Origin of the sequence: Pseudomonas sp. FP2338 (assembly GCF_030687515.1) — a bacterium.
Lineage (GTDB): Bacteria > Pseudomonadota > Gammaproteobacteria > Pseudomonadales > Pseudomonadaceae > Aquipseudomonas > Aquipseudomonas salomonii.
In genome coordinates this window covers 5,625,781-5,648,219 of the sequence record NZ_CP117436.1, presented here as the reverse complement: position 1 = coordinate 5,648,219, position 22,439 = coordinate 5,625,781, and the positions used below count along the sequence as shown (strand labels likewise).

Sequence of the window (22,439 nt, the reverse complement as noted above, 5' to 3'; positions counted from 1 at the left end):
TGCGTCACAGAGTTTTTTGTAAAGTCTTGAGCCGTTCTTAGGTTCTATTTGAAGGCGAGCAGTCGTCGGTATTGGCACTTTACGCTTGTAGGCTTACTGCCGCCTTCAGCGTTAAAGTGCCCATGTCGTACAGCCTGTGTGGATAATTGGCTGGAACCTCGATGAAGCGGTTGCCCACTTAACTAGGGCAACAGCTTAGAGTGTTTTCATACAATAACAATCACGCGGGTTAACACTATGAACATTACCCCTTCGATGCTTCCTTTAATTCCTCTGCGACCTGTATACGACGGCAAGCCTGCTGCGCAGTCCGAGTCGTATAAGGTCGACCCCGCCGACGAGCCTTTGGCGCCGGACAAGTGGGAGGTCAAAAGCAAAAACCTCAGCTTCAAGTGGTGGGGCGGGAGAGGCGGGCCGAGGCCACCATCGCCATCATCGTCACTGCCATTGCCACCACCGCCGCGCCCGCCTGTGCCGCCTAGGCCCAAGCCGGATCCAAAGCCTGCTCCACCGATCAAACCAGGGCATGCACCCAAGCCCTCGGGTGGCGGCTTCAAGGACGTGGGCAAGGCCGTTATTCACGCCAATAAAATCAAGGCCCATGACGAGCTGATGATGGCCAATCTGCGCAAACAGGCCCCCATCAGTGTTGCCGAGGCGGCCAAGCGCGTTATCGATGCGGACAGCCTGGTCAAGTCCGGTGTGATTTCGACTGGACCAAACGCCCTGCGGGTGGCTCGTGATGCGGCGATCAGCGCCGGTATTACCGGGCTTGTCAGTGCGCCGATCAATGTCGGCGCCTACGCAGGCTCCGTTGCCGCCGGTGAGAAGATCAAGTCCTCCTACGCTCCCGGTGTATTGCCGCCGCCGTTTTTGCCGAGCGCCACCCCCTCTCCCAAGCCAGATGTGCCTGTCGGACCCGTCGACTCGCCCCCCGCCCCGGCGGACACACTCGGTGCGCGCCTGGATGATGTCGAAATGAAATTGTTGGGCATGGCCTCAACCGTCATGCTTCTGGCGGGCGAGAAAGACCGCGTCTATACCAAGGATGAACGTTGGCCAACCGATGACACCGGACGCTTGAGTCATCTTGAAAAGTTACTGGGCCTTACTGAGCAACAGTTTAAAAAAGCCGCCCGGCAGAACGGCATTGTTTTTAAACCTTATAAACCCGGAGAACAAATTCCAGCCGACGCAAAAGGGCGTCTTGACCTGATTGAAAAGAAGCTTGAGCGCATGATCGGGTCTTATGAAAACCTGCGCCTGCTCGCTGCGGTTAAAGCCAGCCAGCGCGAATCCGAGGCCACTGCCACCGCGTGAACATCGCACCACCGAGCGAAGTGCCTGGCGCATTTCGCTCACGCTGCAACCGTTTAAAAGGTGCGATTTCCTACTCCCTGCGCTAACCTGCCTCGATGTTTACGAGGTCAACTATGCACATTCATATTCTGGGTATCTGCGGCACATTCATGGGTTCGATGGCGGTTTTGGCCAAAGAGCTGGGCCATCACGTTACTGGCTCCGACGCCAACGTTTATCCGCCCATGAGCACGCAGCTTCAGGCCCAGGGTATTGAGCTGACTCAAGGTTACGACCCCTCACAGTTCGACCCGGTGCCGGATCTGGTGGTGATCGGTAACGCCATGTCCCGTGGCAACCCGGCGGTCGAATACGTACTCAACAAAGGGCTGCCCTATGTCTCTGGCCCGCAGTGGCTGGCCGACCATGTGCTGCAAGGCCGTTGGGTGCTTGCTGTGGCGGGGACCCACGGCAAGACCACCACCAGCAGCATGCTGGCCTGGGTGTTGGAACACGCGGGCATGAGCCCGGGCTTTTTGATTGGTGGGGTGCCGCAAAACTTCTCGGTGTCGGCGCGCCTGGGCGATACGCCGTTTTTTGTGATTGAGGCCGATGAGTACGACAGCGCCTTCTTCGACAAGCGCTCCAAGTTCGTCCACTACCGCCCGCGCACGGCGATCCTGAACAATCTTGAGTTCGATCACGCGGACATCTTTCCTGATCTAGCCGCCATCGAGCGCCAGTTCCACCATTTGGTGCGCACCATCCCCAGCGAAGGCCTGGTGATTCATCCGACTACCGAGCCGGCCTTGCAGCGCGTGATCGACATGGGCTGCTGGACGCCGGTGCAAACCACCGGTGCGGGCGGGCAGTGGCAGGTTAACTTGCTCAGTGAAGACGGCTCGCGCTTTGAAGTGCTGTTCGAAGGCGAGGCCCAAGGCGTCGTCGAATGGGACATGACCGGTCAACATAACGTCGCCAATGCCTTGGTCACCCTGGCGGCCGCACGGCATGTGGGCGTGGTGCCTTCCATGGGCATCGCCGCCTTGAGCGCGTTCAAGAGCGTGAAACGCCGCATGGAAAAAGTCGCTGATGTGAACGGGATTACCATCTATGACGACTTTGCCCACCACCCGACGGCCATCGCGACCACGCTGGATGGCCTGCGCAAGCGTGTCGGTGCGGCCAACATCATTGCCATTATCGAGCCGCGCTCCAATTCCATGAAACTCGGCGCGCACCGCGATGGCTTGCCGGAAAGCGTCAACGACGCCGACCAAGTGGTCTGGTACGCCCCGACCAACCTCGGCTGGGACCTGCCGGCGATTGCGGCGCTGTGCACAGTGCCTTCGATCGTGTGCGACTCCATCGAGGGCATCATTGAGCACGTCAAACATCAAGCCAAGCCCGGCACCCACGTGGTGGTCATGAGCAACGGCGGCTTTGGTGGCTTGCACGGTAAATTGGCCGAGGCGCTCAAATGAGCGGCCCGGAACGCATTACCCTGGCGATGACCGGCGCATCCGGTGCGCCTTACGGCCTGCGCCTGCTGGACTGTCTGGTACGTGAAGACCGCGAGGTGCACTTTCTGATTTCCAAGGCCGCGCAACTGGTACTGGCCACCGAGACGGATGTGCAACTGCCGGCCAAGGTGCAGATGATGCAAGCCTTCCTCACCGAGTACACCGGGGCGGCGGCGGGGCAGATCAAGGTTTACGGTAAAGAAGACTGGATGTCGCCGGTGGCCTCTGGCTCGGGCGCGCCGGCGGCGATGGTGGTGGTGCCGTGCTCCACCGGCACCTTGTCGGCCATCGCCACGGGCGCCTGCAACAACCTGATCGAGCGGGCGGCGGACGTGACCCTGAAGGAGCGCCGCCAGTTGATCCTGGTGCCGCGCGAGGCGCCGTATTCGAGCATTCACCTGGAGCACATGCTCAAGCTGTCGAACATGGGCGTGACCATCTTGCCGGCCTCGCCAGGGTTTTATCACCAGCCGCAAACCATCGATGACCTGGTGGACTTTGTGGTGGCGCGCATCCTTAACCTGCTGAACATTCCCCAGGACATGCTGCCGCGTTGGGGCGAGCACCATTTGAGCAGCGATGAATAAGGCGCTGCTGGTGGTGTTGGCGCTGCACCTGACGGGCTGCGCCACGGCGCGCACGCTGGACGCTGCGCAACCTGGGGCGCCAGTGGTGTATGCCGGCACGCGGCTGGATTTGTATGCGATCAATGGCGGCTGTTGCGCCAAGGACCGCTTTGGCGCTGAGGCGCCGAGCTATCCGCATATCGACCTGCCGGCCAGTGCGGTGCTCGATACCTTGTTGTTGCCGTTGTCGTTACTGACTGTGTTGGGCGTGGGGTTCAACGCAACAGGCGGGCTCTAGTGTTGCGTTGAGTGTGCCGGCCCCATCGCGGGCAAGCCCGGCTCCCACAGGGGAATGCCTTCCAAAGGTGGGAGCTGGCTTGCCTGCGGTGGGGCCGGCACAGGCGCTGCAGTATTACTTGCCGAGCTTGCGCAACTCATCCGACTCCACCACCCGCACGCCATCTTGCTCTTCCAGCGCCAGGCGCCACATGGCGCGGGCCAGTTCGCAAACTTCGATGCCGTGGTATTTGCCCGGAATCAACCGCGACAACGGCCCGGCGATTTTCTCGGCCAGGCGCGATTCCAGACGTTCCCCCAGCAGCAAAGAAGGCCGCACGATGGTCAGTTGCGGCCAGTCCTGGGCCTTGAGCGCCTGTTCCATTTCGCCTTTGACGCGGTTGTAGAAAATCGAGGATTTCGGGTCGGCGCCAATTGCGCTGATCACGATCAAGTGCCGAGCGCCCATCTCCCGTGCGCGCTTGGCGAAGGCCACCACCATATCCAGGTCGACCGCGCGGAAGGCTTCTTCTGAGCCGGCTTTTTTAATCGTGGTGCCCAGGCAGCAGAAGGCGATATCGACCTGGCCGCTCAGTTGCGGCAGGAACACCGCCGGGTCGCCCACCGGGTTTTCCAGGTGCGGGTGTTCGGCCAGCGGCTTGCGGCTAGGTGCCAGTACGCGGGTCACCGTGGGCTCATTGAGCAGGCGGTCGAGCAGGTGTTCGCCGGTGAGGCCGGAGGCGCCGGCGAGCAGGATATGCTGAGGTGTCAGGTACATGGTGTTTCCCCCTTGTTACACGTTACAGCTTAGTTGCCTTTGGCTTCCTTGCTATTCATTGAGACGCTTTCGAGCGCCTTTCGTGCCTGCTGTTTACGTAACAATTGCCAGTGTGCGATCACGCCTTTGGGCGCCCAGATTTGCGGTTCAGAGGCTTCGAAGTTGTCCGCCTGTTCACGCTCGGCCACATGCAACTGCGCCAGTTTGAAGGCTTGTTGCAAATCGTCGGTCTGGTTGAACGCCTGGGCGAACAGGGCGTCGCCGAAGTAGGTGAAATCCGCTTCCTCGGAGCAGCCGAAGGACACGCGATCAGCGCGCGAGGCGGTCATGATCAGCGTGTGCTCGTCTTTCAGCGCCGGGATAAAGCCGCCGGAATAACAGGCGGAAATCACGATGATCTTGTCGCGGTCCTTGAGCGGCGCAAGCACGGCGGCCAGCTCATCGGCGGGCAGGTCGGCCAGTTCCATGCGCGGCTGGTCGAGCACCAGTTCATGTTCGTGGGTGCCGTGGCTGGTCATGTAGATAAACACCAGGTCTTGCGGCCCGGTGCGCTCGGCCAGGGTTTGCACGGCGCGGCGCAGGCTTTCGCGGGTGGCCAACGGGCGGTCGGCGATGTGGTCGCGATGGTTGACCAGGCGGATCTGCCCGCGCGCGCCGAAGCGGGTGGCGAGCATGTTGCTGACGTAATCGGCTTCGCGCAGGAACACGCTTTGTTTGCCATCGCCGGCCAACACCAGGGTGTACAGCTCGACGGCAGGCGTGGAAGGTGGCACGGCGGCGAGGGCAGCATCGAGCAAGCGGCCTTGGGCCAGTACGCCGACCTCCAGTGGGTCGGGCAGCAACTTGCCGTCGGCGTCGCGCACGCGCATGCCGTTGACCCAGGTGCCGGCCTGCACGGTGCCGTCGGTGAGCACCAGGGTGCCTTTGCCTTGATAGCTGTCGCTGTCGAAACCGCCGACATAGAAACTGCCGTCGGTGAGGTTCAGGCGGCCTTCGCCACTGAAGCGCCATTCGCTGAACTGGCCCACGTAGTGGCTGCCGTCCACACCGATCAACTCGCCTTTGCCGCTGAGCGCGCCTTCCTTGAACTGGCCGATCCACACGTCGCCGTCGGCGTTTTCATAACGGCCCTTGCCGTTGAGCTGGTTCTGTTTGAACTGGCCGACATAGATATCGCCGTCGGCACTGTTGAAGGTGCCGTTGCCTTCAAGCTGGCCATCGACAAAACGGCCGCTGAACTGGTTGCCGCTGTCGTCGTTGCGCTGGCCTTCGCCATTGGGTTTGCCGTGCACGAACTGGCCCTGGTACTGGCTGCCGTCGGCCAGCTCCAGGCGGCCGAGGCCGGAGTATTGATCGTTTTTGAATTCGCCGCGATAGGTCATCTGCCCCTCTTTGAGGGTGCCTTCGCCGTTGCGTCGTCCGTTCTTGAAACCGCCGACGTAGCTGCTGCCCGCCGTGGTCAGGCTGCCCTGGCCGTCGAACAGGCCTTGCTGGAACTGGCCTTTGTAGACCTCGCCGTTGCTGCCATGCCATTCGCCCTGGCCGTGCCACTGGCCTTTGTCGAACTGGCCGGCGTACCAACTGCCGTTGGGGTAGTCCACGCGGCCCTGGCCTTGCAGCAAACCGTTGACCACATCACCCCGGTAACGGCCGCCGTCGGGCAGGCGCGCATCGGGCGGCAACAGCGATTCGCCGTCTCCGCAAGCGGTGAGCAACAGGGCAAGGGCAAGGGGAGCGAGTGGGCGCATAGCGGGATCCGGATAATTAAGCGCCGAGTATGCCGCAGCTGCGAGTTTCATACATAAATTTACATACACTGTGGCAAGGTTTATTGCCTCGCCACAGGCACGGCCTTACACGAAGCAGAGTGACAACGACTCGGCGATGTAAGCGGGTTTTTCCTGGCCTTCGATTTCCAGGGTGGCGGTGGCCTTAAATAGCCATTGGCCAGGTTTTTTCTCGGTCACGTCAGTGAGAGTAACGTTCAGGCGGACCTTGGAATCGACCTTCACCGGCTGGATAAAACGCACGCTGTCCAGGCCATAGTTGACAGCCATCTTCAGGCCTTCGGGCATGATCAGGATGTCTTCCATCAGCTTGGGCATCAACGACAGCGACAGGAAGCCGTGGGCGATGGTGCTGCCGAACGGGGTCTTGGCGGCCTTGACCGGGTCGACATGGATGAACTGATGATCGCCAGTGGCTTCTGCGAACAGGTTGATACGCGCCTGGTCGATAGTGAGCCAATCGGAACGTCCCAGTTCCTTGCCGACATAATCTTTGAGCTGCGCTACAGGTACATAGGGCATTGCGACTCTCCTTGGTTCATCGATTCTGTTTTTATGGGTGACAGAGAACCAATGTAGATCATCATGGGCAACCCACCCGGTCAACCCACCATGCTTTTGGCGAATGCCGAAGCATACGGCGGGCGTGCTTATAATGCGTCCCAGCTATAGAGGGGAGAGAGCGATGCTGTTACGGGGCCTGACCTGGCTGGTGCTGTTTCAATTGATCGGCACCGCGATCAACCATTTGCTGTTGCCGGTGCTGCCGGGGCCGATTATCGGCTTGCTGCTGATGCTCGGTTTTTTGATCTGGCGCGGTGAAGTCGGCGAGCCCCTGAGCCTGGCCGCCAGCAGCCTGTTACGTTATTTGCCGTTGCTGCTGGTGCCGCCGGCGGTGGGTGTGATGGTCTACGCCAAGGACATTGCCGCCGATTTCTGGGCCATCATCGGCGCGCTCGTTTTGTCGCTGGTGATCGCCATGGGCTTTGTCGGCGTGCTGATGCAGCAGATGGTCAAGCGCAAGGAGAAGGACCAATGAGCGTCGACTGGCAGGGCGCGTGGTCGGCGGTCATTCATCACCCCTTGTTCGGCATCGGCATCACGCTCGGTGCCTACCAACTGGTGCTGGCGGCATTCGAGAAAACCCGCTGGGTCTTCCTGCAACCGGTGCTGGTGTCGATGCTGCTGGTGATCGGCGTGTTGCTCAGCTGCGGCCTGACCTACGTCGAATACCGCAAGAGCACCGAGATCATGGGCATCCTGCTCGGCCCGGCGACGGTGGCCCTGGCGGTGCCGCTGTTCTTGAACCTGCGACGGATTCGTCAATTGTTCTGGCCGATTTTTACTACGCTGGTGATAGGCGGCGTGGTGGCCACCGGCTTGTGTGTGTTGCTGGGCTGGTGGTTCGGCGCCGAACATATGATGCTGATGACCATGGCGCCCAAGTCGGTGACCTCGCCGATTGCCATGCTGGTGGCCGAGCAGATCGGTGGCGTGGCCGCGCTGGCGGCGGTGTTTGTGCTGATCACCGGGGTGATCGGCGCCATGATCGGCCCGGCGTACCTGTCACGCCTCGGTGTGCACAGCCCCGAGGCGCGCGGCATGGCGCTGGGCATGACCGCCCACGCCGTCGGCACCTCGGTGGCCTTGCAGGAAAGTGAAGAGTGCGGCGCCTTCGCGGCGCTGGCCATGAGTCTGATGGGCGTGGGCACGGCGGTTTTCCTGCCGTTGGCCGTGTCGTTGATCGTTTAAACCAGGGTTAAGGAAACCTTTATGAGTCTGGCGCTGTTCCCGCTCAATACCGTGTTGTTCCCTGGCTGCACCCTCGACTTGCAACTGTTCGAGGCGCGCTACCTGGACATGATCAGCCGCTGCATGAAAAAGGGCGAAAGCTTTGGTGTGGTGTGCATCCTCGACGGCAAGGAAGTCGGCATGGCACCGGACGGCTACGCGCTGATCGGTTGTGAAGCGCTGATCCGCGATTTCAAGCAGCAGGACAACGGCCTGCTGGGGATTCGTGTCGAAGGTGGACGCCGCTTCCGTGTACGCGACGCCGGCGTGCAGAAGGACCAGTTACTGGTAGCCGAGGTGCAATGGCTCGAAGAACAGCCCGACCAGCCTTTGGAAGAAGAGGACGCTGACCTGCTGGCGCTGCTCCAGGCCCTGGCCGAGCACCCAATGGTGGCCTCGCTGGACATGGACGCCTATGCCGAGGGCCAGCAAGCCTTGGGCAATCAGCTGGCGTATTTGCTGCCGTTCACCGAGGCCGACAAGATCGACCTGCTGCAACTCGATGACCCGCAGCAACGCCTGGATGCGATCCAGATGTTGCTCGACGAGTTGCAGGGCGAACTCTTCACTCAGTAGGCGTAGCGCAGCAACGCGTGGGGGGTGCCGGTGAAGGCGATAAAACCGAGCACCGCGACCACCACCGGCAACATCCACCACCAGAACTTTTGCGGCATCGCCGGCAGTGGGCTGCGGTACTGGCTGGCGCCCAGGCTGAAGGCGCACACCGTCATCGCCAGCAAGGTGCCGGCCAGGATGTCCGTGGGCCAATGCGCGCCCAGGTACACCCGCGACAAGGCAATGAAGGCGGCGGGAATACAGCCCAGCAGCATCCAGGTCAGGCGCAGGCGTGTGGGCTGCCCGCGCCCGGCCAGCACCGCAAGCGCGAGAAAGAATGCAAAGGCGCCGGAGGCGTGGCCGCTGGGCATGCTGAAACTGGTCAGTGGCTCTGTGAGGATTTCCGGGCGGCCACGGGCGAAGAACAGCTTGGTGCCGGTGTTGATCACCGCCGCCCCCGCCAACGTGGCGCCGACGAATACGGCATGCCGCCATTGCCGCGCCACCAGCAGCAGGCCGGTGAAAATCGCGCTGGCGATAAACATTTTCCTGAATTCACCCAATTGGGTAATCCGCACCATCACTTCGTCCAGCCACGGGCTGCGGTGCTCCTGCACCAGCGCACTGAGGCCCTGGTCGAAGTGATTGAGGTGGGGATAGCCGATAAACAGGGCGATCAACAAAGTCAGGCTGGCGCAACCGACCCACAAGGTGGCACGACGATGGCCGCGCAGGCTGCTGTTCAAGCTCAGCCCCAGCAACACCGCGATACACCCGGCGACTATCCCGGCTTCCAGCCAGAAACCTTCCGGCAGCGGCAGGCGAAAGGCGGCGCCGGTGGCCCAGCCCGGCAGCAGGTAGGCCACCGACCAGCCGGCGGCGGCCACGATGCTCACGGCGGCAAAGCGTGGGAACGGCATGTCGCACATGCCTGCCACCATCGGCAACATAGGGCGCAGCGGGCCGATGAACCGCCCGACCAGCAGGCTGGCGATGCCGTATTTATGGAAGTAGGTTTCGGCGCCGTTCATCCATTCGGGGTGGTGGCGTAAACCGGGCAGGCGGCGGATGTTCTGGTGGAAGTGTCGGCCCAGGTAGTAGGAAACCCCGTCGCCCAGCAAGCCGCCGAGAAAGCCCAGCAGCAAGGTTTCACTCAACGACAGCGCACCGCTGCCGGCGAGGGCCGCAATGGCAAACAGCAATACCGTGCCTGGCACGATCAGACCGGCGATGGCCAGGCACTCAACGCACGCGACGATAAATACCGCCACCGCCAGCCATTCGGGGTTCAGTGTGAGCCAGCCGGTAATGCTATCGAGCCATTGGCCCATAAAACTTCACTCCATTTATGTCGGCAGTGGCGATCAACTGTGGGAGCTGGCTTGCCTGCGATGGCGGTGTGTCAGTCACCTCAAGAGTGAATGTTCAACCGCTATCGCAGGCAAGCCAGCTCCCACATTCGATCTGCTGGGCTGCTTCTGTCTGTTCAAATCAAAAAATAATCACGGCCTTCGACCTGGCCCCGGCGCAGCGGGTTCCGCGTGCAATAAGGCGCATAACCCGCGTCCACAAAGCGGTACATCAGGTGCTCATCACGCCCGCTGGGGATGCCCAGGCGGGTGGTCTGGATGATCTGCGTCAGGGTTTGGCCCACGTCTTCAACAAACAGCAGTTCCTGGTCGAAGCGCTTGGCGTCCCACATCGGCACCTTCAGGCCCAGGGCTTTGCACAGCAGCGTTTGGCCGGCGCAGAGCTTTTGCGAGGGGCGTGGGTGGCCATTGGCGTCCGGGTTGTTGAGCAGCATCTGCGCCAGGCTCGCCGGGCCGGACAGCGCATCGACCCACGGGTAAGCCGATTTGATCAGCACCGCATTGCCCGGGCCGTGGGCGCTGAAGTTCAGCGAATCGCCGCCACGGGCGTAGTACATGTAGATGTGCCCACCATCCAGAAACAAAGCCTTACGCTTTTCTGTGTAGCCGAGTGAGGCATGGCTGCCTTTTTCGGCCACGTAATAGGCTTCGGTTTCGATAATTCGCGCCGAAAGCCAGGTTTCACCGACGCGGTGGCGGATGACTTTGCCGAGCAATTCGCGCGCAAGTATTTGCGCGTCACGGTCGAAGAAGCTGTCGGGCAGGGCGCTGGCGGGGAGCTGGGGGGCAAAACTGGACATGGCGGCACGGGTTAATACGGCTAAATGTGACCGAATAATAACAACTCCCACCTTAATTACCGCTGAACCCCAAGTTTTTACAGTTCATTTCGACCATCCGCCCCTCACCGCTGTCAGTCGGGCGGCGTCACAGCTATAATCTGCCGCTTTCCTCTTTGCCAAGACTCCCTGACCATGACTGAGTCCGTTCTTGACTACATGACCCGCCTGGGTCGCGCTGCCCGGCAGGCCTCGCGGTTGATCGCCCGTGCGAGCACTGCGCAGAAGAACCGTGCCTTGCTGGCTGCCGCCGATGCTCTGGATGCTTCGCGCTCCGAGTTGGCCGCCGCCAACGAACTGGACCTGGCCAACGGCCGCGCCAATGGCCTGGAGCCGGCCCTGCTGGACCGCCTGGCGCTGACCCCGGCACGTATCGACGACATGATCGAAGGCCTGCGTCAGGTGGCCAAGCTGCCTGACCCCATCGGTGAAATCCGCGATATGCGCTACCTGCCTTCCGGCATTCAGGTCGGCAAGATGCGCGTGCCGCTGGGCGTGATCGGTATCATCTATGAGTCGCGCCCGAACGTGACCATCGACGCCGCGAGCCTGTGCCTCAAGTCGGGCAACGCCACCATCCTGCGTGGCGGTTCCGAGGCCATTCATTCCAATCGCGCCATTGCTGTGTGCATTCAGCAGGGCCTGGCCGTGGCCGAGCTGCCGGCTGAAGTGGTGCAGGTGGTGGAAACCACCGACCGCGCTGCCGTAGGCGCGTTGATCACCATGCCGGAATTCGTTGACGTGATCGTGCCGCGTGGTGGCAAGAGCCTGATCGAGCGTGTCAGCCGTGATGCCAAGGTGCCAGTGATCAAGCACCTGGACGGCGTGTGCCATGTGTACATCGACATCGCGGCCGATATCGACAAGGCGATCCGCATCGCCGACAACGCCAAGACCCACCGCTACGCGCCGTGCAACACCATGGAAACCCTGCTGGTGCACGTCGGCATTGCCGAGCGCGTGCTGCCGCCGCTGGCTGCCATTTACCGTGACAAGGGCGTGGAACTGCGCGGCTGCGAACGCACCCGTGCATTGCTGGGCGCGGACGTGATCGAAGCGACTGAAGACGACTGGTACACCGAGTACACAGCGCCGATCTTGTCGATCCGTATCGTCGACGACCTGGACCAGGCCATCGAACACATCAACAAATACGGCTCCAAGCACACCGACGCTATTGTTTCCGAGCATTTCAGCGATGCCCGGCGTTTCCTCACCGAAGTGGATTCCGCCTCGGTGATGATCAACGCCTCGACGCGTTTTGCCGACGGCTTCGAGTATGGCCTGGGGGCGGAGATCGGCATTTCCACCGACAAGCTCCACGCACGCGGCCCGGTTGGCCTGGAAGGCCTGACCAGCGAGAAGTACGTGGTGTTCGGCGACGGTCATGTGCGCACTTGATGGGTAAACGCATCGGGCTGCTCGGCGGCACCTTCGACCCCGTGCACATCGGCCATTTGCGCAGTGCCCTGGAAGTCGCGGATGCCCTCGCGCTGGATGAGTTGCGCGTGATGCCCAATGCGCGCCCGCCTCATCGCGATATGCCGCAGGTGTCTGCGCAGCAACGCCTGGAGATGGTGCGCCTGGCTGTAGACGGTATACCGCCGCTGGTGGTGGACGACCGCGAACTCAAACGCGATAAACCGTCCTACACTGTTGACACCCTGGAACTGATGCGCGCCGAGTTGGCCGCAGATGACCAGTTGTTTCTGCTTTTGGGCTGGGACGCATTTTGCGGTCTGCCCTCTTGGCATCGCTGGGAGGAACTCCTCCAGCATTGCCACATCCTGGTTTTGCAACGCCCGGATGCCGACAGCGAATCGCCGGATGCCTTGCGCAACCTGCTGGCCGCGCGATCGGTAAGTGACCCCTTGGCCCTGACCGGGCCGAACGGGAATATTGCATTCGTCTGGCAGACCCCGCTTGCGGTGTCCGCCACCCAGATCCGTCAACTGCTGGCCAGCGGGAAGTCGGTACGTTTCCTGGTGCCTGACGCGGTCCTGGCCTACATCGATGCGCACGGGCTTTACCGTGCGTCGAACTGAAAAGGCGCGCTTGATCGCACGAACATTCGTGCAGCGAGCGCCCGAACATACGAGCAAAACGAGTTTTATATGACGAACAAAGACGTAAGCAAAGTTAAGCGCAAAGGCACTTTCAAAAGCGCCCCGCTGCCAGTAGAAGCGCACACCGGCCCTGAGCTGGCTGGCGAAGAACTGGTAAAAGTCGCCGTGGCGGCCCTGGAAGACGTTAAAGCCCAGGACATCCAGGTGCTGGACGTGCGCGACAAGCAAAGCATCACCGACTACATGATCATCGCCACCGGTACCTCCAACCGCCAGATCGGCGCGATGCTCGACAAGGTTCGCGAAGCCGTCAAAGCCCAGGGCGTCAAGCCACTGGGTGAAGAAGGCAAGGGCGACAGCGACTGGGTACTGCTGGACATGGACGACGTGATCGTTCACATGATGACCAGCAACGCCCGTCAGTTCTACGACCTGGAGCGTCTGTGGAAAGGCGCCGAGCAGAGCCGTGCGGCTGATGGCAAGCACCACAGCCCGGAAGTGGGCCACGCGCACTTCGACAAGCTCAACAAAGACCAGGAATAAGGAACGGCTGTGCGCCTGCGTCTGATCGCTGTCGGTTCACGCATGCCCAAGTGGGTGGAAGAAGGCTGGCACGAGTATGCCAAGCGTCTGCCCGCTGAGCTGTTGCTGGAGCTGGTGGAAATACCGCTCAACACCCGGGGCAAGAATGCCGACGTGGCGCGCTTTATCCGTCAGGAAGGCGAAGCCATGTTGGCCAAGGTCGGCCCCAACGAGCGCATCGTCACCCTTGAGGTGCACGGCAAGCCCTGGAGCACCGAGCAGTTGGCGGTGGAACTGGACCGCTGGCGCCTGGACTCGCGCACCGTCAACTTCATGGTCGGCGGCCCCGAAGGGCTGGCGCCGGAAGTGTGTGCGCGGGCGGACCAGCGCTGGTCGCTGTCGGCACTCACGTTGCCGCACCCGTTGGTAAGGATTCTGATCGGTGAACAGCTGTATCGCGCCTGGACAGTTCTGTCCGGGCACCCTTACCACAAATAATCTGCGCCATTGCCGATGACCCAGCCGATCCGCATCAAGGACCACGAGAAAGACGCACGTCTGGTACGCGCGCGCGTGGTGTTTGGCGCTTTTTTGGTGGTGGGTTTGATTGCGGTGCTGATTGCGCGCCTGTATTACCTGCAGGTGATCCAGTACGACTATCACTCCACGTTGTCGGAAAACAACCGGGTGCATGTGCAGCCGATCCCGCCGACCCGCGGGCTGATTTTCGACCGCAATGGCGTAGTGGTGGCGGACAACCGGCCCAGTTTCAGCCTGAGCATGACCCGCGAGCGTTCCGGCGACTGGCAGCAGGTCCTCGACGTTATCGTGGAGGTGCTGCAACTGACGCCGGAAGACCGCGTGATCTTCGAAAAACGCATGAAGCAGGGGCGTCGGCCGTTCGAGCCGGTGCCGATCCTGTTCGAGCTCAATGAAGAACAGATCGCGCGCATTGCGGTGAACCAGTTCCGTTTGCCGGGTGTGGAAGTGGTGGCGCAGCTGGTGCGGCATTACCCGCAAGGGGCACACTTTGCGCACTCGGTCGGCTACATGGGGCGCATCAACGAGAAAGAGCTGAAAAGCCTCGATCCGGTGAATTACAGCGGCACCCACCATATTGGCAAAACCGGCATCGAGCGTTTCTACGAGCCGGAGTTGCACGGCCAGGTGGGTTACGAAGAAGTGGAGACCAACGCCCGTGGCCGCGTGCTGCGTGTGCTCAAGCGCACCGACCCGATCCCCGGCAAAGACATTGTGCTGAGCCTGGATATCAAGTTGCAGGAAGCCGCGGAGATGGCTCTGGGCGGTCGTCGGGGCGCCGTGGTGGCGCTTGACCCGGCCACTGGCGAAGTGCTGGCGATGGTCAGCCAGCCGAGTTTCGACCCGAACCTGTTTGTGACCGGAATCAGCTTCAAGGCCTATGCCGAGTTACGCGATTCCATCGACCGGCCGCTGTTTAACCGCGTATTGCGCGGGCTGTACCCGCCGGGTTCGACCATCAAGCCGGCGGTGGCGATTGCCGGCCTGGATTCGGGTGTGGTCACGGCCTCGAGCCGCGTGTACGACCCCGGCTACTACATGCTGCCCAACTACGATCACAAATACCGTAACTGGAACCGCACCGGTGACGGCTATGTCGACCTGGACACCGCGATCATGCGTTCCAACGACACCTATTTTTATGACCTGGCCCACAAGCTGGGGATTGATCGGCTGTCTGCCTATATGGGCAAGTTCGGCCTTGGTCAGAAAGTCTCCCTGGATATGTTCGAAGAATCCCCTGGCTTGATGCCGTCGCGGGAGTGGAAGCGCGCGACCCGTCGCCAGGCATGGTTCCCGGGCGAAACCCTGATCCTCGGCATCGGCCAGGGCTACATGCAGGCCACACCGTTGCAACTGGCCCAGGCCACTGCGCTGGTGGCCAACAAAGGCGTGTGGAACCGCCCGCACTTGGCCAAGACCATCGAAGGCGAAAAGCCTGTGGATGAAAACCCGATTCCGGACATTGTGCTGCGCGACCCGTCCGACTGGACCAAGGTCAACCACGGCATGCAGCAAGTGATGCACGGCGCCCGTGGCACGGCGCGCAAGGCCGCGGTCGGTGCGCAATACCGCATTGCCGGCAAAAGCGGTACGGCCCAGGTGGTCGCGATCAAGCAGGGCGAGAAATATGACCGCTCCAAGGTTCAGGAGCGTCACCGCGACCACGCCTTGTTTGTCGGCTTTGCGCCGGCCGACGCCCCGAAAATCGTGGTGGCGGTGATGGTCGAGAACGGCGAGTCCGGCTCCGGCGTCGCGGCGCCTGTGGTGCGCCAGATCATGGACGCCTGGCTGTTGGCCGACGACGGCAGGCTTAAACCCGAATATGGCGGCCCCCCTTCAAGTACCGAGGTTACGGCCCGTGAAGAGTAATTTTGACCGCATCCTCTCCAGTGAGGATGTGATGCGTCGCCGTGCGACGTTGCTGCAGCGCATGCACATTGATGGCCCGTTGTTGATTTTGCTGCTGACCTTGGCGGCCGGCAGCCTGTTCGTGCTGTATTCGGCCAGCGGCAAAAACTGGGACCTGCTGATTAAACAGGCGTCGTCGTTCGGCCTGGGCCTGTTGTCGATGGTGGTTATCGCCCAGCTGGAGCCGCGTTTCATGGCGCGCTGGGTGCCGCTGGGGTATGTCGTTGGTGTTTTGCTGCTGGTGGTGGTGGACGTAATGGGTCACAACGCCATGGGCGCGACGCGCTGGATCAACATTCCGGGGGTGATTCGCTTCCAGCCGTCGGAATTCATGAAGATCCTGATGCCGGCGACCATCGCCTGGTATTTGTCCAAGCGCACCTTGCCGCCGCAGCTCAAGCACGTGGGCATCAGCCTGATATTGATCGGCGTGCCGTTCATCTTGATTGTACGCCAGCCCGACCTCGGCACCTCGCTGCTGATCCTCGCGGGCGGGGCGTTCGTGCTGTTTATGGGTGGCTTGCGTTGGCGCTGGATCCTCAGCGTGCTGGCCGCAGCGATCCCGGTGGCCGTGGCCATGTGGTTCTTCTTTATGCACGACTACCAGAAGCAGCGGATCCTGACTTTCCTTGATCCGGAGAGCGACCCGCTGGGCACCGGCTGGAATATCATCCAGTCCAAGGCGGCGATTGGTTCCGGGGGCGTGTTTGGCAAAGGTTGGTTATTGGGTACCCAGTCACACCTGGACTTTTTGCCCGAAAGCCATACCGACTTCATCATTGCGGTAATGGGTGAAGAGTTCGGCCTGGTGGGCATTTGCGCGCTGTTGCTGATCTATTTGCTGCTGATTGGTCGCGGCCTGGTGATTACCGCCCAGGCGCAGACGCTGTTTGGCAAATTGCTCGCCGGCAGCCTGACCATGACTTTTTTTGTTTACGTTTTCGTCAACATCGGTATGGTCAGTGGCCTGTTGCCGGTGGTTGGGGTGCCGTTGCCGTTCATTAGCTACGGCGGAACTTCGCTGGTGACATTGATGTCAGCGTTTGGGGTTTTGATGTCGATTCACACGCATCGCAAGTGGATCGCGCAGGTTTGAATAAGGTGAAGATGTCAATGCAAGTAATGCGCGGCTGGGCGACTCGGCACGCGTCCTGGATGGGCCTGATTGGGCTCCTGGGCGCGACGCAAGAGGTGCAGGCCGGTGACTACGATGGTTCACCCCAGGTCGCCGAATTTGTCGGTGAAATGACCCGCGACTACGGTTTCGCCGGTGAACAGCTGATGGGCGTGTTCCGTGAAGCCCAGCGCAAGCAGGCGATCCTTGATGCGATCTCGCGTCCCGCCGAGCGCGTCAAACAGTGGAAAGACTACCGCCCGATGTTCCTCACCGACGCCCGCGTGGCGCGTGGCGTGGACTTCTGGCGCCAGCACGAAGCGGTACTGGCGCGCGCCGAGCAGGAATACGGCGTGCCAGCCCAGGTTATCGTCGCCATCATCGGTATCGAAACCTTCTACGGGCGCAACACCGGCAGTTACCGGGTGATCGACGCCTTGTCGACCCTGGGCTTCGATTACCCGCCGCGCGCCGAGTTTTTCCGCAAGGAGCTGCGTGAATTCCTGCTGCTGGCCCGCGAAGAACAGGTCGACCCGTTGACTCTCAAGGGCTCCTACGCCGGTGCGATGGGCCTGCCGCAGTTCATGCCGAGCAGTTTCCGGGCGTATGCGGTGGATTTCGACGGCGACGGCCACATTAATATCTGGAGCAACCCGGACGACGCCATTGGCAGCGTGGCCAGCTACTTCAAGCGCCACGGCTGGGTGGCCGGTGAACCGGTGGTGATCCGCGCCGATGTCACCGGCGAGCGCGCCGACGAAGGTTTGACCCAAGGTATTGAGCCGGTCAAGACCGTCGGGGAGTTGCGAGCGCTGGGCTGGTCGAGTCAGAATGCGCCACGCGATGATATGCCGGTGACGGCGTTCCGCCTCGAAGGCGCAAACGGCCCGGAATACTGGATGGGCCTGAAGAATTTTTACGCAATCACGCGTTATAACCGCAGTGTGATGTACGCCATGGCCGTGCATCAGCTGTCAGACATGCTGGTCCAAGCACGGGGCAACAAGTAATGCGGGTATCGCCGTTCCAAAAACCGCTCAAGCTGGTGGCGTTCGCCGCGTTGTCCTTGCTGGTTGTCAGTTGTTCCTCCACCACCAGCCGTGCTCCGGCGCCGAAGGGCGGTGCTATCGTGCGCGCCCAGCCGGGCCTGGACATCAACCGCGCGCACAAAGACGGCGCGCCATGGTGGGATGTCGACGTATCGAAGATCCCGGATGCCACGCCGACCCTGCACACCGGGCCTTACAAAGCCAACCCGTATACCGTGCTGGGCAAGAATTACTTCCCGCTGCAGGAATCCAAGACCTACTCGCAAACGGGCACGGCGTCCTGGTACGGCACCAAATTCCATGGCCAGAACACCGCCAACGGCGAAGTGTATGACCTGTACGGCATGAGCGCGGCCCACAAGACCTTGCCGCTGCCCAGCTATGTACGCGTGACCAACCTGGACAACCACCGTACGGTGATCCTGCGGGTCAACGACCGTGGGCCGTTCTATTCGGACCGGATCATCGACTTGTCCTACGCCGCCGCGAAGAAACTCGGTTATGCCGAAACCGGCACCGCGCGCGTGAAAGTCGAAGGTATCGACCCGGCGCAGTATTGGGCTCAGCGCGGCAAACCGGCGCCATTGATGCTCAACGAGCCGCAAACCCCGCAACCGCAAGTGACCGCCTCGGCGGGCAAGATCGAGCAGTGGACACCGCCACCGGCGCAGCACGCACCGGACACGGTCGTGGTGCCGCATGCAGCGCCAGGCGCATCTACAGTGGGTGGCCAGTACCTGCAGGTCGGCGCTTTCGCCAACCCGGATGCGGCAGAACTGTTAAGGTCCAAGCTCAGCGGCATGGTCAGCGCGCCAGTATTTATCAGCTCCATCGTGCGTAACCAGCAAACCCTGCACCGTGTACGCATGGGCCCGATTGGTTCGCCAAGCGAAGTGGCGCAAGTACAGAACAGCGTGCGCCTGGCCAACCTGGGGCAACCCAGCGTCGTCACGGCTGAATAAGTAAAAGGATTGATGGTTCAGGTTCGCCTGAACCGAGGTTGTTGGCTCGTGAACAATAAAAACCCAGGGGCAAGGGGTGAGCGGGCAACCGAACACGCGACAGTCTGGCAGCGGGCTGTCTGAATAGTTTTGCCCGCGAGGGCAAGTTTCCATAAGCAATTTCGAGAGACGGATGAACATCACCACCTTAGCCAAACGCACGTGCCTGCTACTTTCGCTGATCATTACCCCGGCCGCCTGGGCGGTGGAAATGGTGCCAGCTTCCCCGCAACTGGCCGCCAAGGCCTGGGTCCTCATGGATGCCGCCAGCGGCAACGTGCTGGTCGAGAACAACGGTGACCAGCGCCTGCCTCCGGCCAGCCTGACCAAACTGATGACGGCCTACATCGCGACCCTGGAAATCCGTCGCGGCCAGATCGGCGAGAATGATCCGGTTACCGTCAGCGAAAACGCTTGGCGCACCGGCGGTTCGCGGATGTTCATCAAGGTCGGTTCGCAGGTTACCGTGAGCGACCTGCTGCACGGCATCATCATCCAGTCCGGTAACGACGCCAGCGTGGCCCTGTCCGAGCACATCGCCGGCAGCGAAGACGCGTTCGCCGACTTGATGAACAAGACTGCCGGCGACTTGGGCATGACCAACAGTCACTTCATGAACCCGACCGGCCTGCCGAACCCGGAGCACTACTCGTCGGCTCACGACATGGCAGTACTGGCTCGCGCGATCATCCGTGTCGACCCGGTGCACTACGCGATCTACTCCCAGAAGGAGTTCTTCTGGAACAACATCAAGCAGCCTAACCGTAACCTGCTGCTGTGGCGTGACAAGACCGTCGACGGTCTGAAAACCGGCCACACCGACGAAGCCGGCTACTGCATGGTGTCGTCCGCCGTACGTGATGGCCAGCGCCTGATCGCCGTGGTATTCGGCACCAACAGCGAGCAGGCCCGTGCGGCCGAAACGCAAAAACTGCTGACTTACGGCTTCCGCTTCTTCGAAACCCAGACCTTCTACCAGAAGGGCGCCGAGCTGGCTCAAGCCCCGGTATGGAAAGGCGCGACCCATCAAGTCAAGGCCGGCCTGGCTGATGACCTGACCCTGACCATGCCTAAAGGCCAGCTGAAAAAGCTCGCTGCCAGCATGACCATGAACCCGCAGTTGGTTGCTCCAATCGCCAAGGGTGACGTGATCGGTAAAGTCGAAGTGAAGCTGGACGACAAGGTGGTGCACAGCGCCGACCTGATCGCACTGGACGCCGTTGACGAAGGTGGTATCTTCCGCCGCGTGTGGGATAGCATCCGTCTATTCTTCTACGGCTTGTTCAACTGATTGTGCGCACCTGCAAAGCCCCGCGTTGATCCAGCGCGGGGCTTTGCCCGTCGCCACGGCTTAGCGCTTACGAGGCTGTTCTGCCATGACCGATAAAGAAGTAGAAGTAAAGGCGCCAAAGATCGAATTCCCCAACGTGGACTATCCCGTCAAGGTGATCAGCGATACCGGTGTAGGCAACAAAGACAAGATTCTCGAGATCGTGCGTAAACACGCGACGATCAACGACAACCGGGTGGACGAGCGTTTGAGCTCCAACGGTAAGTACACCACGATCCAGTTGCACATCGTGGCAACCGGTCAAGACCAGCTCTACGACATCAACAGTGAACTGCGGGCCACCGGCTTCGTGCACATGGTGTTGTGATGTCACAGGTCCTGGGCTTTCGCGAGCTCGGCCAGATGGCCTACGAGCCGGTCTGGCATGCCATGCAGCGCTTCACCAACGAGCGCGGCACCTCGGCCCCGGATGAAGTCTGGCTGGTGGAACACCCGCCGGTCTTCACCCAGGGCCAGGCCGGCAAGGCTGAGCATCTGCTGCTGCCGGGTGATATTCCGGTGGTGCAGGTCGACCGAGGTGGCCAAGTGACTTACCATGGCCCTGGTCAGCTTGTCGCTTATCTATTGCTGGACGTACGCAAGCTGGGCTATGGCGTACGTGACCTGGTAAGCCGCATGGAGGCTTGCCTGATCGAGCTGTTGGCCAGTTACGGCGTCACTGCCGCGGCCAAGCCCGATGCACCCGGTGTATACGTGGACGGCGCGAAAATCGCCTCCCTCGGTTTGCGCATTCGCCATGGTTGCTCCTTTCATGGCCTGGCCCTGAATGTGGACATGGACCTGGCGCCGTTTCGGCGCATCAACCCGTGCGGTTATGCCGGGCTGGCGATGACTCAACTGAGCGACCACGCCACACCGATTAAATTTGCCGAGGTAAGTGCCCGGCTGCGTGCGCAGCTCGTCAAACACCTCGACTATGCTGAGCAGACGACCCTTACGGGCGGAATCGACTGATTATGACTACTGATGCAGTGCAAACCATGATCCCGACGCTGGACATCACCGAGCGTCCGGCCCCGGCCCCGCGTGCCAAGGTCGAAGCCGGCGTCAAGCTGCGCGGCGCCGAGAAGGTTGCACGCATCCCGGTGAAAATCATCCCGACCACCGAACTGCCGAAGAAGCCCGACTGGATCCGCGTGCGCATCCCGGTTTCGCCGGAAGTCGACCGTATCAAGGCCCTGCTGCGCAAACACAAGCTGCACAGTGTGTGCGAAGAAGCCTCCTGCCCGAACCTGGGCGAGTGCTTCTCCGGCGGCACCGCCACGTTCATGATCATGGGTGACATCTGCACCCGTCGTTGCCCGTTCTGCGACGTTGGCCACGGCCGGCCGAAGCCGCTGGACGTCAATGAGCCGGAAAGCCTGGCGATTGCCATTGCCGACCTGAAACTCAAATACGTGGTGATCACTTCCGTAGACCGCGACGACCTGCGTGACGGCGGTGCCCAGCACTTTGCCGACTGCATCCGCGAGATCCGCAAGCTATCGCCGAACGTGATGCTCGAAACCCTGGTGCCGGACTACCGTGGTCGCATGGACGTCGCGCTGGAAATCACCGCGGCCGAGCCACCGGATGTGTTCAACCACAACCTGGAAACCGTGCCACGCCTGTACAAGGCCGCGCGCCCGGGTTCGGACTACCAGTGGTCGCTGACCCTGCTGCAAAAATTCAAGCAGATGATGCCGCACATCCCGACCAAATCCGGCCTGATGCTGGGCTTGGGCGAGACCGACGAAGAAGTCATCGAAGTCATGAAGCGCATGCGCGAACACGACATCGACATGCTGACCCTGGGCCAGTACCTGCAACCGTCGCGCAGCCACTTGCCGGTGCAGCGTTTCGTGCACCCGGACACCTTCGCCTGGTTCGCCGAGGAAGGTTACAAGATGGGCTTCAAGAACGTGGCTTCGGGCCCGCTGGTACGTTCCTCGTACCACGCCGATGAGCAAGCCAAGCTGGTCAAGGCGAGCCTGGTTTCGTAAGCGCTTCCCCTCTGTAGGAGCAGCCGAACTGCTCCTACAGCGTTTCCCTCCTTTTCTCCCTTCTGTTTGCACCCATCTCTGGCTAGAGTGCCTGGGTATCCAACCACGGAGAACCATGG

The 22,439-nt window shown here is 61.3% G+C and carries 24 protein-coding genes; 19 read left to right on the top strand and 5 right to left on the bottom strand.

Going from position 1 to position 22,439, the window contains the following annotated elements; genetic code table 11:
- The first annotated feature begins 237 nt into the window (after nucleotides 1-237).
- The 4 genes from PSH96_RS25550 (at nucleotide 238) to PSH96_RS25535 (ending at nucleotide 3,686) form a co-directional block, all read left to right on the top strand.
- Nucleotides 238-1,320, top strand: a complete 1,083-nt coding sequence (locus PSH96_RS25550) for a hypothetical protein (protein ID WP_305455994.1) — start codon at nucleotides 238-240, stop codon at nucleotides 1,318-1,320.
- A 113-nt stretch (nucleotides 1,321-1,433) separates the two neighbouring features.
- Nucleotides 1,434-2,783 carry a UDP-N-acetylmuramate:L-alanyl-gamma-D-glutamyl-meso-diaminopimelate ligase gene (gene mpl / locus PSH96_RS25545; RefSeq protein WP_305455993.1) on the top strand — a complete coding sequence of 450 codons (1,350 nt, stop codon included), beginning with the start codon at nucleotides 1,434-1,436 and terminating at the stop codon, nucleotides 2,781-2,783.
- Entirely contained in the window at nucleotides 2,780-3,409 is a 630-nt protein-coding gene (ubiX, locus tag PSH96_RS25540; protein WP_017136038.1) for a flavin prenyltransferase UbiX, read from the top strand. The genes mpl and ubiX overlap by 4 nt, the downstream gene beginning before the upstream one ends.
- Entirely contained in the window at nucleotides 3,402-3,686 is a 285-nt protein-coding gene (locus PSH96_RS25535; RefSeq protein WP_305455992.1) for a YceK/YidQ family lipoprotein, read from the top strand. Before ubiX ends, PSH96_RS25535 begins: the two co-directional genes overlap by 8 nt.
- Before the next feature lie 114 nt (nucleotides 3,687-3,800).
- Here the strand turns inward: PSH96_RS25535 and PSH96_RS25530 are convergent, their stop codons facing one another.
- The 3 genes from PSH96_RS25530 to PSH96_RS25520 all read right to left on the bottom strand — a co-directional run bounded on the left by PSH96_RS25530 (nucleotide 3,801) and on the right by PSH96_RS25520 (nucleotide 6,751).
- Nucleotides 3,801-4,442: an oxidoreductase gene (locus tag PSH96_RS25530; protein ID WP_017136040.1), complete on the bottom strand. Its 642-nt coding sequence runs from the start codon at nucleotides 4,440-4,442 to the stop codon at nucleotides 3,801-3,803.
- Between the two features lie 29 nt (nucleotides 4,443-4,471).
- Nucleotides 4,472-6,190, bottom strand: coding sequence for a C13 family peptidase (locus PSH96_RS25525; RefSeq protein WP_056861957.1), 1,719 nt, complete (start codon nucleotides 6,188-6,190; stop codon nucleotides 4,472-4,474).
- Between the two features lie 105 nt (nucleotides 6,191-6,295).
- Complete coding sequence (locus PSH96_RS25520) at nucleotides 6,296-6,751, bottom strand: MaoC family dehydratase (protein ID WP_065911248.1); 456 nt, start codon at nucleotides 6,749-6,751, stop codon at nucleotides 6,296-6,298.
- Nucleotides 6,752-6,914: 163 nt separating this feature from the next.
- Here PSH96_RS25520 and PSH96_RS25515 point away from each other — a divergent pair, with 163 nt between their 5' ends.
- The 3 genes from PSH96_RS25515 to PSH96_RS25505 are packed head-to-tail and all read left to right on the top strand — an operon-like array spanning nucleotide 6,915 to nucleotide 8,596.
- Entirely contained in the window at nucleotides 6,915-7,268 is a 354-nt protein-coding gene (locus tag PSH96_RS25515) for a CidA/LrgA family protein (protein WP_305455991.1), read from the top strand.
- Nucleotides 7,265-7,981, top strand: a complete 717-nt coding sequence (locus PSH96_RS25510) for an LrgB family protein (RefSeq protein ID WP_305455990.1) — start codon at nucleotides 7,265-7,267, stop codon at nucleotides 7,979-7,981. Before PSH96_RS25515 ends, PSH96_RS25510 begins: the two co-directional genes overlap by 4 nt.
- A gap of 21 nt (nucleotides 7,982-8,002) precedes the next feature.
- Nucleotides 8,003-8,596, top strand: a complete 594-nt coding sequence (locus PSH96_RS25505; RefSeq protein WP_305455989.1) for an LON peptidase substrate-binding domain-containing protein — start codon at nucleotides 8,003-8,005, stop codon at nucleotides 8,594-8,596.
- Here the strand turns inward: PSH96_RS25505 and PSH96_RS25500 are convergent.
- Nucleotides 8,590-9,906 carry a bifunctional DedA family/phosphatase PAP2 family protein gene (locus PSH96_RS25500; protein ID WP_305455987.1) on the bottom strand — a complete coding sequence of 439 codons (1,317 nt, stop codon included), beginning with the start codon at nucleotides 9,904-9,906 and terminating at the stop codon, nucleotides 8,590-8,592. The two genes, PSH96_RS25505 and PSH96_RS25500, sit on opposite strands and share 7 nt — an antisense overlap.
- Nucleotides 9,907-10,061: 155 nt before the next feature.
- On the bottom strand, nucleotides 10,062-10,745 hold the full coding sequence (locus tag PSH96_RS25495; RefSeq protein ID WP_305455985.1) for a DNA-3-methyladenine glycosylase: 684 nt from the start codon (nucleotides 10,743-10,745) through the stop codon (nucleotides 10,062-10,064).
- A gap of 174 nt (nucleotides 10,746-10,919) precedes the next feature.
- On the opposite strand from PSH96_RS25495, the gene PSH96_RS25490 reads away from it, so the two are divergent.
- The 12 genes from PSH96_RS25490 to lipA all read left to right on the top strand — a co-directional run bounded on the left by PSH96_RS25490 (nucleotide 10,920) and on the right by lipA (nucleotide 22,320).
- Nucleotides 10,920-12,185 (top strand): glutamate-5-semialdehyde dehydrogenase, encoded by a 1,266-nt coding sequence (locus tag PSH96_RS25490; protein WP_058420197.1) that lies wholly within the window; start codon nucleotides 10,920-10,922, stop codon nucleotides 12,183-12,185.
- A complete protein-coding gene (gene nadD, locus PSH96_RS25485) occupies nucleotides 12,185-12,829 on the top strand; it encodes a nicotinate-nucleotide adenylyltransferase (protein ID WP_056861963.1) in 645 nt (214 codons plus the stop codon). Before PSH96_RS25490 ends, nadD begins: the two co-directional genes overlap by 1 nt.
- Before the next feature lie 69 nt (nucleotides 12,830-12,898).
- A complete protein-coding gene (gene rsfS / locus PSH96_RS25480) occupies nucleotides 12,899-13,393 on the top strand; it encodes a ribosome silencing factor (protein ID WP_010206793.1) in 495 nt (164 codons plus the stop codon).
- Between the two features lie 9 nt (nucleotides 13,394-13,402).
- On the top strand, nucleotides 13,403-13,870 hold the full coding sequence (gene rlmH / locus PSH96_RS25475; RefSeq protein WP_058412894.1) for a 23S rRNA (pseudouridine(1915)-N(3))-methyltransferase RlmH: 468 nt from the start codon (nucleotides 13,403-13,405) through the stop codon (nucleotides 13,868-13,870).
- A gap of 15 nt (nucleotides 13,871-13,885) precedes the next feature.
- On the top strand, nucleotides 13,886-15,784 hold the full coding sequence (mrdA, locus tag PSH96_RS25470) for a penicillin-binding protein 2 (RefSeq protein ID WP_056861964.1): 1,899 nt from the start codon (nucleotides 13,886-13,888) through the stop codon (nucleotides 15,782-15,784).
- Nucleotides 15,785-15,815: 31 nt separating this feature from the next.
- The gene (rodA, locus tag PSH96_RS25465; protein WP_178076257.1) at nucleotides 15,816-16,919 is read left to right on the top strand and encodes a rod shape-determining protein RodA; all 1,104 of its coding nucleotides are present in this window, start codon (nucleotides 15,816-15,818) and stop codon (nucleotides 16,917-16,919) included.
- Nucleotides 16,920-16,936: 17 nt separating this feature from the next.
- Entirely contained in the window at nucleotides 16,937-17,947 is a 1,011-nt protein-coding gene (mltB, locus tag PSH96_RS25460) for a lytic murein transglycosylase B (RefSeq protein ID WP_017136051.1), read from the top strand.
- On the top strand, nucleotides 17,947-18,948 hold the full coding sequence (locus PSH96_RS25455; RefSeq protein ID WP_305455981.1) for a septal ring lytic transglycosylase RlpA family protein: 1,002 nt from the start codon (nucleotides 17,947-17,949) through the stop codon (nucleotides 18,946-18,948). The genes mltB and PSH96_RS25455 overlap by 1 nt, the downstream gene beginning before the upstream one ends.
- Nucleotides 18,949-19,120: 172 nt before the next feature.
- Entirely contained in the window at nucleotides 19,121-20,278 is a 1,158-nt protein-coding gene (locus PSH96_RS25450; RefSeq protein ID WP_017136053.1) for a D-alanyl-D-alanine carboxypeptidase family protein, read from the top strand.
- Between the two features lie 85 nt (nucleotides 20,279-20,363).
- Nucleotides 20,364-20,645, top strand: coding sequence for a DUF493 domain-containing protein (locus PSH96_RS25445; protein WP_017136054.1), 282 nt, complete (start codon nucleotides 20,364-20,366; stop codon nucleotides 20,643-20,645).
- Nucleotides 20,645-21,292 carry a lipoyl(octanoyl) transferase LipB gene (gene lipB / locus PSH96_RS25440; RefSeq protein ID WP_305455978.1) on the top strand — a complete coding sequence of 216 codons (648 nt, stop codon included), beginning with the start codon at nucleotides 20,645-20,647 and terminating at the stop codon, nucleotides 21,290-21,292. Before PSH96_RS25445 ends, lipB begins: the two co-directional genes overlap by 1 nt.
- Nucleotides 21,293-21,318: 26 nt before the next feature.
- Nucleotides 21,319-22,320, top strand: coding sequence for a lipoyl synthase (gene lipA / locus PSH96_RS25435; protein WP_057444888.1), 1,002 nt, complete (start codon nucleotides 21,319-21,321; stop codon nucleotides 22,318-22,320).
- Nucleotides 22,321-22,439: the final 119 nt, after the last annotated feature.

What these genes read in the sequence shown, in the direction of transcription:
- ubiX (WP_017136038.1), top strand. Translation starts at nt 2,780, where the DNA reads ATGAGCGGCCCGGAACGCATTACCCTGGCGATGACCGGCGCATCCGGT.
- PSH96_RS25495 (WP_305455985.1), bottom strand. Translation starts at nt 10,745, where the DNA reads ATGTCCAGTTTTGCCCCCCAGCTCCCCGCCAGCGCCCTGCCCGACAGC.
- PSH96_RS25550 (WP_305455994.1), top strand. Translation starts at nt 238, where the DNA reads ATGAACATTACCCCTTCGATGCTTCCTTTAATTCCTCTGCGACCTGTA.
- mpl (WP_305455993.1), top strand. Translation starts at nt 1,434, where the DNA reads ATGCACATTCATATTCTGGGTATCTGCGGCACATTCATGGGTTCGATG.
- PSH96_RS25455 (WP_305455981.1), top strand. Translation starts at nt 17,947, where the DNA reads ATGCGGGTATCGCCGTTCCAAAAACCGCTCAAGCTGGTGGCGTTCGCC.
- PSH96_RS25525 (WP_056861957.1), bottom strand. Translation starts at nt 6,190, where the DNA reads ATGCGCCCACTCGCTCCCCTTGCCCTTGCCCTGTTGCTCACCGCTTGC.
- PSH96_RS25510 (WP_305455990.1), top strand. Translation starts at nt 7,265, where the DNA reads ATGAGCGTCGACTGGCAGGGCGCGTGGTCGGCGGTCATTCATCACCCC.
- PSH96_RS25535 (WP_305455992.1), top strand. Translation starts at nt 3,402, where the DNA reads ATGAATAAGGCGCTGCTGGTGGTGTTGGCGCTGCACCTGACGGGCTGC.
- lipB (WP_305455978.1), top strand. Translation starts at nt 20,645, where the DNA reads ATGTCACAGGTCCTGGGCTTTCGCGAGCTCGGCCAGATGGCCTACGAG.
- PSH96_RS25520 (WP_065911248.1), bottom strand. Translation starts at nt 6,751, where the DNA reads ATGCCCTATGTACCTGTAGCGCAGCTCAAAGATTATGTCGGCAAGGAA.
- mrdA (WP_056861964.1), top strand. Translation starts at nt 13,886, where the DNA reads ATGACCCAGCCGATCCGCATCAAGGACCACGAGAAAGACGCACGTCTG.
- PSH96_RS25505 (WP_305455989.1), top strand. Translation starts at nt 8,003, where the DNA reads ATGAGTCTGGCGCTGTTCCCGCTCAATACCGTGTTGTTCCCTGGCTGC.
- mltB (WP_017136051.1), top strand. Translation starts at nt 16,937, where the DNA reads ATGCAAGTAATGCGCGGCTGGGCGACTCGGCACGCGTCCTGGATGGGC.
- lipA (WP_057444888.1), top strand. Translation starts at nt 21,319, where the DNA reads ATGATCCCGACGCTGGACATCACCGAGCGTCCGGCCCCGGCCCCGCGT.
- PSH96_RS25490 (WP_058420197.1), top strand. Translation starts at nt 10,920, where the DNA reads ATGACTGAGTCCGTTCTTGACTACATGACCCGCCTGGGTCGCGCTGCC.
- nadD (WP_056861963.1), top strand. Translation starts at nt 12,185, where the DNA reads ATGGGTAAACGCATCGGGCTGCTCGGCGGCACCTTCGACCCCGTGCAC.
- PSH96_RS25515 (WP_305455991.1), top strand. Translation starts at nt 6,915, where the DNA reads ATGCTGTTACGGGGCCTGACCTGGCTGGTGCTGTTTCAATTGATCGGC.
- rodA (WP_178076257.1), top strand. Translation starts at nt 15,816, where the DNA reads ATGCGTCGCCGTGCGACGTTGCTGCAGCGCATGCACATTGATGGCCCG.
- PSH96_RS25500 (WP_305455987.1), bottom strand. Translation starts at nt 9,906, where the DNA reads ATGGGCCAATGGCTCGATAGCATTACCGGCTGGCTCACACTGAACCCC.
- PSH96_RS25530 (WP_017136040.1), bottom strand. Translation starts at nt 4,442, where the DNA reads ATGTACCTGACACCTCAGCATATCCTGCTCGCCGGCGCCTCCGGCCTC.
- PSH96_RS25450 (WP_017136053.1), top strand. Translation starts at nt 19,121, where the DNA reads ATGAACATCACCACCTTAGCCAAACGCACGTGCCTGCTACTTTCGCTG.
- PSH96_RS25445 (WP_017136054.1), top strand. Translation starts at nt 20,364, where the DNA reads ATGACCGATAAAGAAGTAGAAGTAAAGGCGCCAAAGATCGAATTCCCC.
- rsfS (WP_010206793.1), top strand. Translation starts at nt 12,899, where the DNA reads ATGACGAACAAAGACGTAAGCAAAGTTAAGCGCAAAGGCACTTTCAAA.